Origin of the sequence: Micromonospora sp. NPDC049089, assembly GCF_040648775.1 — a bacterium.
In the GTDB taxonomy this organism is placed as follows: Bacteria; Actinomycetota; Actinomycetes; order Mycobacteriales; family Micromonosporaceae; genus Micromonospora.
Genome location: NZ_JBEZEH010000006.1, coordinates 65,061 through 72,285, shown reverse-complemented (window position 1 = coordinate 72,285; position 7,225 = coordinate 65,061). Strand labels below are relative to the sequence as shown.

7 protein-coding genes are annotated in these 7,225 nt (G+C 71.0%); 4 read left to right on the top strand and 3 right to left on the bottom strand.

The window, feature by feature from the left end; translation table 11 throughout:
- Window positions 1–145 precede the first annotated feature (145 nt).
- On the bottom strand, window positions 146–2,344 hold the full coding sequence (locus AB0B48_RS02610; RefSeq protein ID WP_357194828.1) for a (Fe-S)-binding protein: 2,199 nt from the start codon (window positions 2,342–2,344) through the stop codon (window positions 146–148).
- A gap of 204 nt (window positions 2,345–2,548) precedes the next feature.
- A complete protein-coding gene (locus tag AB0B48_RS02605; protein WP_112583988.1) occupies window positions 2,549–2,812 on the bottom strand; it encodes a cell division protein CrgA in 264 nt (87 codons plus the stop codon).
- A 218-nt stretch (window positions 2,813–3,030) separates the two neighbouring features.
- Here AB0B48_RS02605 and AB0B48_RS02600 point away from each other — a divergent pair, with 218 nt between their 5' ends.
- The 4 genes from AB0B48_RS02600 (at window position 3,031) to AB0B48_RS02585 (ending at window position 6,458) form a co-directional block, all read left to right on the top strand.
- The gene (locus AB0B48_RS02600; RefSeq protein ID WP_357194816.1) at window positions 3,031–3,831 is read left to right on the top strand and encodes a DUF881 domain-containing protein; all 801 of its coding nucleotides are present in this window, start codon (window positions 3,031–3,033) and stop codon (window positions 3,829–3,831) included.
- 62 nt (window positions 3,832–3,893) lie between these two features.
- Window positions 3,894–5,519, top strand: a complete 1,626-nt coding sequence (locus AB0B48_RS02595; protein WP_357194825.1) for a class E sortase — start codon at window positions 3,894–3,896, stop codon at window positions 5,517–5,519.
- A 4-nt stretch (window positions 5,520–5,523) separates the two neighbouring features.
- Window positions 5,524–5,805, top strand: coding sequence for a hypothetical protein (locus AB0B48_RS02590; RefSeq protein ID WP_238687886.1), 282 nt, complete (start codon window positions 5,524–5,526; stop codon window positions 5,803–5,805).
- 2 nt (window positions 5,806–5,807) lie between these two features.
- A complete protein-coding gene (locus AB0B48_RS02585; protein WP_357194813.1) occupies window positions 5,808–6,458 on the top strand; it encodes an aminodeoxychorismate/anthranilate synthase component II in 651 nt (216 codons plus the stop codon).
- A gap of 54 nt (window positions 6,459–6,512) precedes the next feature.
- Here AB0B48_RS02585 and AB0B48_RS02580 read toward each other — a convergent pair whose 3' ends face one another.
- Window positions 6,513–7,208 (bottom strand): ElyC/SanA/YdcF family protein, encoded by a 696-nt coding sequence (locus AB0B48_RS02580; RefSeq protein WP_357194810.1) that lies wholly within the window; start codon window positions 7,206–7,208, stop codon window positions 6,513–6,515.
- Between the last annotated feature and the right edge of the window lie 17 nt (window positions 7,209–7,225).

Below are 7,225 nucleotides of genomic sequence, written 5' to 3'. Positions count from 1 at the left end.
CAATTTGTGGTGTCTGGATTTCTGCCGTTAGCACTCCCCAACCCACACACAAGGCGGGCCCCGCGGTCGGGGCGGCTACGCCCCCCGGGGCACACCGCCAAAACCAGAGGCCCCCGTCGATGAACAGATCCCGGAGGTACGCGTCTCAGCCGCCGATCGGCGCGGTCTCCTTGCCGCCCTGCGGCTGCTCGGGCTTGACCGAGCGGAGCAGCACGGTGGCCACGTCGATCACCTCGACCTGTTCGCCTGCGCCCTTGCCGTTGACTCCGTCGCTGAGCATCGTCGAGCAGAACGGGCAGCCGACCGCTACCGTCTTCGCCCCGGTGGCCATGGCCTCCTCGACCCGGTCCACGTTGATCCGCTTGCCGATCTTCTCTTCCATCCACATCCGGGCGCCGCCGGCACCGCAGCAGAAGGAGCGCTCGCTGTTACGCGGCATCTCGGTCAGGTCGCCCGCGATGGCGTCACCGAGGACCTCGCGGGGGGCCGCGAAGACGCGGTTGTGCCGACCCAGGTAGCAGGGGTCGTGGTAGGTGACACCGCCGTCGACCGGCTGCACCGGCGTGAGCTTGCCGGTGGCGACCAGGTGCGCGAGCAGTTGCGTGTGGTGTACCACCTCGAACTCCCCGCCGAGCTGCCCGTACTCGTTGCCCAGGGTGTTGAAGCAGTGCGGGCAGGTCGCCACGATCTTGCGCTTGGCCTTCTCCCGACCCTCGAACGCCTCGTTCAACGTCTCCACGTTCTGCTGGGCGAGCATCTGGAAGACGAACTCGTTGCCGATCCGTCGCGCCGGGTCGCCGGAGCAGGTCTCGCCCTCGCCCAGGATCGCGAACTTCACGCCCGCCTCGTTGAGCAGCGTGGCCACTGCGCGGGTGGTCTTCTTGGCCCGGTCCTCGAACGCGCCGGCGCAGCCGACCCAGAACAGGTACTCGAAGTCGTCCACCTCGCCGACCCGGGGCACCTCGAAGTCCAGACCCTTGGTCCAGTCCTCGCGGGTGTTCTGCGGGGCGCCCCACGGGTTGCCCTTGTTCTCCAGGTTGCGCAGCATCACCCCGGCCTCGGAGGGGAAGCTCGACTCGATCAGGACCTGGTAGCGGCGCATGTCGACGATGTGGTCGACGTGTTCGATGTCCACCGGGCACTGCTCGACGCAGGCACCGCAGGTGGTGCAGGACCAGAGCACGTCCGGGTCGATGACACCGCCCTCCTCGGCGGTGCCGATCAACGGCTTGTCGGCCTCGGCGAGGGCCAGCACGTCCAGGTGGGCGAGTTGCGCCTGGGTGGCCTTCTCCTCGCCGGTCAGGTCCTTGCCGCCGCCGGCCAGCAGGTAGGGCGCCTTCGCGTACGCGTGGTCGCGCAGGCTCAGCACCAGCAGCTTCGGCGACAGTGGCTTGCCGGTGTTCCAGGCCGGGCACTGCGACTGGCAGCGACCGCACTCGGTGCAGGTGCTGAAGTCCAGGAGGCCCTTCCAGCTGAACTGCTCGACGTGGGCGACGCCGAACTGGTCCTTCTCCGGGTCCGCCTCCTCGAAGTCGAGCGGCTTGCCCTGGCTCGTCATCGGGCGCAGCGCGCCGAGACCGGAGCCGGCCGGCTTGGCGGGCTCCCGCTTGAAGAAGATGTTGGGGAACGCCAGGAAGCGGTGCCAGGCGACGCCCATGGTGACGTTCAGGGAAATGACGATCAGCCACGTCATCGAAATGATGATCTTGATGGCCGCGGCGACGCTGACGCCGTCCGCCCAGTCGGGCAGCACCGCGCCGACCGCGTGGCTGACCGGGGTGGCCCAGAACGGGAACTCGAAGTGGTCGGTGGCGACCTTGAAGCCCCGGATCACGAAGCCGAAGATCAGGACCAGCAGCACGATCCACTCGACGAAGTAGCCCTGCCACATGGTCGAGCCGGTGAACCGGGACCGCCCTCCCGGGCGGGTCGGCCGGTTGCGCAGCCGGATCGCCATCAGCACCAGGATGCCGACCAGACCCAGCACCCCGATGATCTCGGTGACCAGACCGAAGATCGTCCAGTGCCCGATGATCGGCAGACCACCGTCGGTGGTGACCACCTCGAAGTACGCCTCGAGCACCAGCAGCGACAGCACGACGAAGCCGACCATCACGAACCAGTGCGCGGCACCCACCACGCCCCACTTGAGCATCCGGGTGTGGCCGGCCGTCTCCACGAGCATCGTCCTGGCGCGGGCGACCTTGTCGGAGAACCGCTCCGGCGCGGGTTGCCCGAGCCGGATGACTGCCACCATCTTCAGGACCGCACGCACCGCAAGCCACACCGCCACGGCGGTGATGGCGGCTGCGAGGATCGTGGTGACGATCTGGACGCTGCCCATCGAGTTGGCCTCCCCGGTCTGCTGCCTGATGACCTCGCTGTGCTCGGTCATGCAGTGCAGCCTACGCGAAGGTTACCCAGCGGTAACGTGAGTCATCTCGCAGTAGGCCGCGCTGCCTGCGCACACCATAGGGGGCCCCACCCGATCCCGCTGGGCAGGGGCTCGACGGGGTGACGTGGGACCGCCGACGCGACGGTCGGCGGATCAGCGCCAGCGAGAGAGCAACGCCAGCGAGGCGACCATCGCACCGAAGCCGACGGCGAGGTTCCAGTAACCCCACGCCATGACCGGGTACTCCTGCTCGGACAGGTAGTAGAGCACCAGCCAGCCGATGCCGACGACGATCAAGGCGACCGCGGTGATCGGCAACCACACCGGGCTAGGCTTGCGCGACGACGACGTCGTCGTCGGACGCACGTCCGTCGGCGGGGTGTACACCTTCTTCTTACGGACCTGAGACTTGGGCACGGCGCTCTCCAGAGGGGTGACGACCTCGTCCGGCCTGACAACCGGGCGCGGGGGCGACGGTCCATGGCCAATAATGTTCGAGAGCTAGCGTAGTCCCGATTGGCCGCCCGGACCACGAATGGGGTCAGGCCGGTGCACGGAGTGACCGAAAGAGGCGGGACTGTTCGCACCGGCCCAGCCGGCACGGACCGATCCCCGACACGCGGAAGGAACGCTCGGTGGAGTACACATCCGGCGCAACCTCCTGGCAGAAGGTCCTCCGACGGGCCGCCGCCGGGCTGCTGCCCCGGCGACCGCGCCAACGCCGTCCGGGCTGGTCGATCGGGGTGCCCCTGATCGCCGCGGCGGCCGGGTTGCTCTTCACCACCACCGCGACCACCGCAGGCGGCACCTCTCTCCGGGAGGACCGACGCCCCCAGCTCAACCAGCTCATCGAGGACCGCCGCGAACAGGTCGCCGCCAGCGAGCGCCGCGCCGCCGAGCTGCGCGGCGAGGTCGAGCAACGGACCAACACGCTGGCCGGCTCGGACGCCCCGATCAAGGCTCAGCAGAATCGCGCCCAGGGCAGCCTCCAGGACGCCGGGTTCACCGCCCTGAGCGGGCCCGGGGTCACCGTCGAGCTGAACGACGCGCCCCAGCTCGACCAGACGCAGTCGGACGCCAGCAACGACGACCTGGTGGTGCACCAGGGAGACGTGCAGGCGGTGGTCAACGCGCTCTGGGCCGGCGGGGCCGAGGCCATGTCAATCATGAATGTCCGCGTGCTCACCACCAGCGCGGTACGCTGCGTCGGTAACACCCTGCTCCTTCACGGCCGGGTGTACTCCCCACCGTTCAAGATCGTAGCGATCGGCGATCCCGCTGCCCTCCAGCAGGCCCTCGCCAGCTCTCAGGGAGTCCGGTTGTTCAAGGACGCGGTCGACGACTACCAGCTTGGCTACAAGGAGACTGCCTCCACGGTGCGAGTTCCCGCATTCGAGGATTCCACAGCCCTGCGCTCGGCTACGGTGCCCAAGTGAGCGGGCCGGACGAGCGACGCGACGGGCGACACCGGGACCATACCGACGAGCCGACCGCCTTTCTGCCCAAGGTCGACCGACCCGAGTCGGCACCGGGCCGACCGACCCCGGCCGGCAACTGGCCCGAGCCGGTGCTGCAGCCGCCGCGAGCCGAACAGCCGCCGCGAGCCGAACAGCCGCCACGACCTGAGCAGCCGCCGCGAACCCAGCAGCCGCCACCGAGCGCCACTCGACCCGAGCCGACCGGGCCCCCGGGCCGCCCGGGTGCCGAAGCGCCGCCGCCCTGGCCGGGCAGCGCAACTGCCGGGGCGGGCTCGCGCGGCGGGGCCGGGGTTCCCCCCGCGACCACCCCCGGCCGGCCGGCCGCCGGCAACCAGGGCCCGGTTCGGCCCGCTGCCCCCGGCAACGCCCCGACCCGACCTCCCGCGCCCAGCGCCGCCCCGACCCGACCCCCTGCGCCCAGTGCCGCACCGACCCCTCCGGCCACGCCCGGTGGGGTGCCGATGCCAACCCGTCCGGCGGCCCCTGGCGCGCCGAGCCGGCCGGTCTCCTCAGGCCCTTCGACGCCGCCGCTGGCCGACTCACCGACCGCGTACATCCCGCAGGTCACCGCTCGGCCAGCCCGACCCACCGACTCCCCGGTCTCCCCGCCCGCCCCCGACCGCGTCGCAGCGGCCGGGCCGGAGGGCTTCCCGCCGACCGGGCCCAGCCGGGTGCCGCCGACCGGGCCGGGCCGGGTGCCGCCGAGCGCTGGCGTGGATCGCGGCGCGGACCCGGCCGCCACCGCGATGATTCCGGCCGTGCCCGCCGCTCCTGCCAGCAGACCGCCGACCATGGACTCGACAGCGTTGATGGGTGCCGTCCCCCGCATCGCCGTCCCGGATGAGCCGACCGGTGCCAGCCCTGCCGACCCTCCCCAACCCCGACGCGGCGAGCGGGTGGTGCAACTCCGGCCGCACCAGACCGGCGAGGGCTACAAGAGCGTCTACTCCGAGCTGACCCGCCCGTCGTTCGGCTCGCGACTGCGCACCGGCATCCGTGTCACCGGCGAAGTCCTGATCACCTTCGGCCTGGTCGTCCTGCTCTTCGCCGGCTACGAGGTCTGGGGCAAGTCGGCGATCGTCGACGCCCACCAGAACGAGCTCAACAACGAGTTGGCCCAGGCGTGGGGTCCGACCGACGACCCGACGGTGGCCCCGTCGGTCGGCCCGAGCGTCAAACCGTCCCCACCGGTACGCGGAAAGCCGCTCGCGGGCCTCTACATCCCCAAGCTCGACAAGAACTGGGTGGTCGTAGAGGGCGTCACTCAGGAGGACATCCGCTTCGCCCCCGGCCACTACCCGACCAGCGCGCTCCCCGGCCAGGTCGGCAACTTCTCCGTCGCCGGCCACCGCAACCGGGCCACCTTCTGGCGGCTGGACGAGCTGAATGAGGGCGACCCGATCGTGGTCGAGAGCAAGACCGACTGGTACGTCTACCGGGTGTCGCAGTCCCGGATCGTCCGGCCGACCCAGGTCGAGGTGGTGGCGCCGGTGCCCGGCCAACCGGACAAGAAGGCAACCAAGCGGATGCTCACCCTCACCACGTGCAACCCGAAGTTCGACAACTACCAGCGCCTGATCATCCACGCCGAACTGGACCGCACCCAACCCAAGTCCGCGGGCCGCCCGGCGGAGCTGGAAGGCTGACCCGATGTACGCGTTCATCTGGCGCAAGTTGCCGTTCGGCGTGGTCGGGAAGCTGACCGGCTCGGTGCTCCTGGTGGCCGCCACGGTGGCCCTGCTGTGGTACGTCGCCTTCCCGTGGGCCGAGCCCCTGCTGCCCTTCGACGACGTGCAGGTCGAGTCCGGCGTACCTGCCGAGACGGGTGGCGGCGGCGACCCGGTGACCGGGGAAACCCCGGCCGGTGACGAGCACGAACTGCCGTACGACACCGACCAGAACAACCCAGCGCCCCCCTCCCCGAGCAGGTGACCATGCGCGTCCTGGTGATCGACAACTACGACTCCTTCGTGTTCAACCTGGTGCAGTACCTTGGCCAGCTCGGCGTGGACTGCGAGGTCCGCCGCAACGACGAGATCGACGTCGCCGAGGTCGGCACGGTTGGCGCCGACGGCATCCTGCTGTCGCCCGGGCCGGGCAGCCCGGACCGGGCCGGCATCTGCCTGGACGTCATCCGGGAGTACGCGGGCAAACTGCCGATCTTCGGCGTCTGCCTCGGCCATCAGGCGATCGGCGAAGCGTTCGGGGCGACCGTGACGCGCGCCCCCGAACTGCTGCACGGAAAGACCTCCGAGGTACGCCACAACTCGGTCGGCGTGCTCGCCGGTCTGCCCGATCCGTTCACCGCCACCCGGTACCACTCGCTCGCCGTGCTGCCCGAGACGCTCCCCGACGAGCTGGAGGTCACCGGCTGGACCGGCTCCGGCGTGGTCATGGCGATGCGGCACCGGACGCTGCCCATCGAGGGCGTCCAGTTCCACCCGGAGTCGGTGCTCACCGAGGGCGGCCACCTGATGCTGGCGAACTGGCTGGCCAGTTGCGGTCACCCCGAGGCGCTGGAGCGGGCACCCGCGCTGGCCGCCGAGGTGGACGCGCGTCGTCTGGCAGCCTTCGCCACCGCCTGAGGGCGGGACGTCAGCGCCCGGTCACCGGATCGTCGGGACCCCGTACCTGCCCGGTCAGCCTCGCAGCGCGTCCTGGACCGCAGAATTCGCTGGCGAACGCACCGCCGGCGGTCGGCCGCGCACCGCGTCCCACGCCGCCTTGCCACTGGCGAAGTAGTCCCGGACCGACTTCTCGGCCAGCAGGGCAGCGCCGCAACCGTCACAGCGGGCGGTCACCCCGTCGACGTCGACGCCGAGCTGCCGGCACAGCGTCACCGCCCGGGACAGGTGGTACGACTGGGTGACGATCAGGGCCCGCTCGACGCCGTACACCTCGCGCGCTCTCGCGCAGCTGTCGTAGGTGTCCAGGCCGAACGGGTCGGCCACCACCCGACGCCTGTCGACGCCGCGCTCGGCGAGGTACGTCGTCATCACCGCCGGCTCGTCGCCGGACGCCCCGCCGCCGTCGCCCGACACGAGGACGACAGTGGCCCGCCCGCTGGTCACCAGCTCGGCGGCGGTGTCCAGGCGGCCGGCGAGACGGTCACCCGGTCGCTGCCGATCGGCCGCCACCTCGGTGCCGAGCACGATCACCACGTCGGCGGCCGGCGCGTCGGCGGCGGCGTACACGTGCCCGCGTGCGGCGAGCGTCGTCCACAGCCACGGGGAACTGGCGAGCACCAGTACGACGAGACCTGCGACGGCCAGCCGGCGGAGGCGGCGAGGCCACCGCCGTACCGCCTCGGCCGGGGACGCTGCCGCCTCGGTCATGCCGATGCCCGCGGGTG

Excerpts from the sequence above, each read along its gene's own strand:
- AB0B48_RS02580 (WP_357194810.1), bottom strand. The coding sequence starts at position 7,208 with ATGACCGAGGCGGCAGCGTCCCCGGCCGAGGCGGTACGGCGGTGGCCT.
- AB0B48_RS02610 (WP_357194828.1), bottom strand. The coding sequence starts at position 2,344 with ATGGGCAGCGTCCAGATCGTCACCACGATCCTCGCAGCCGCCATCACC.
- AB0B48_RS02585 (WP_357194813.1), top strand. The coding sequence starts at position 5,808 with ATGCGCGTCCTGGTGATCGACAACTACGACTCCTTCGTGTTCAACCTG.
- AB0B48_RS02590 (WP_238687886.1), top strand. The coding sequence starts at position 5,524 with ATGTACGCGTTCATCTGGCGCAAGTTGCCGTTCGGCGTGGTCGGGAAG.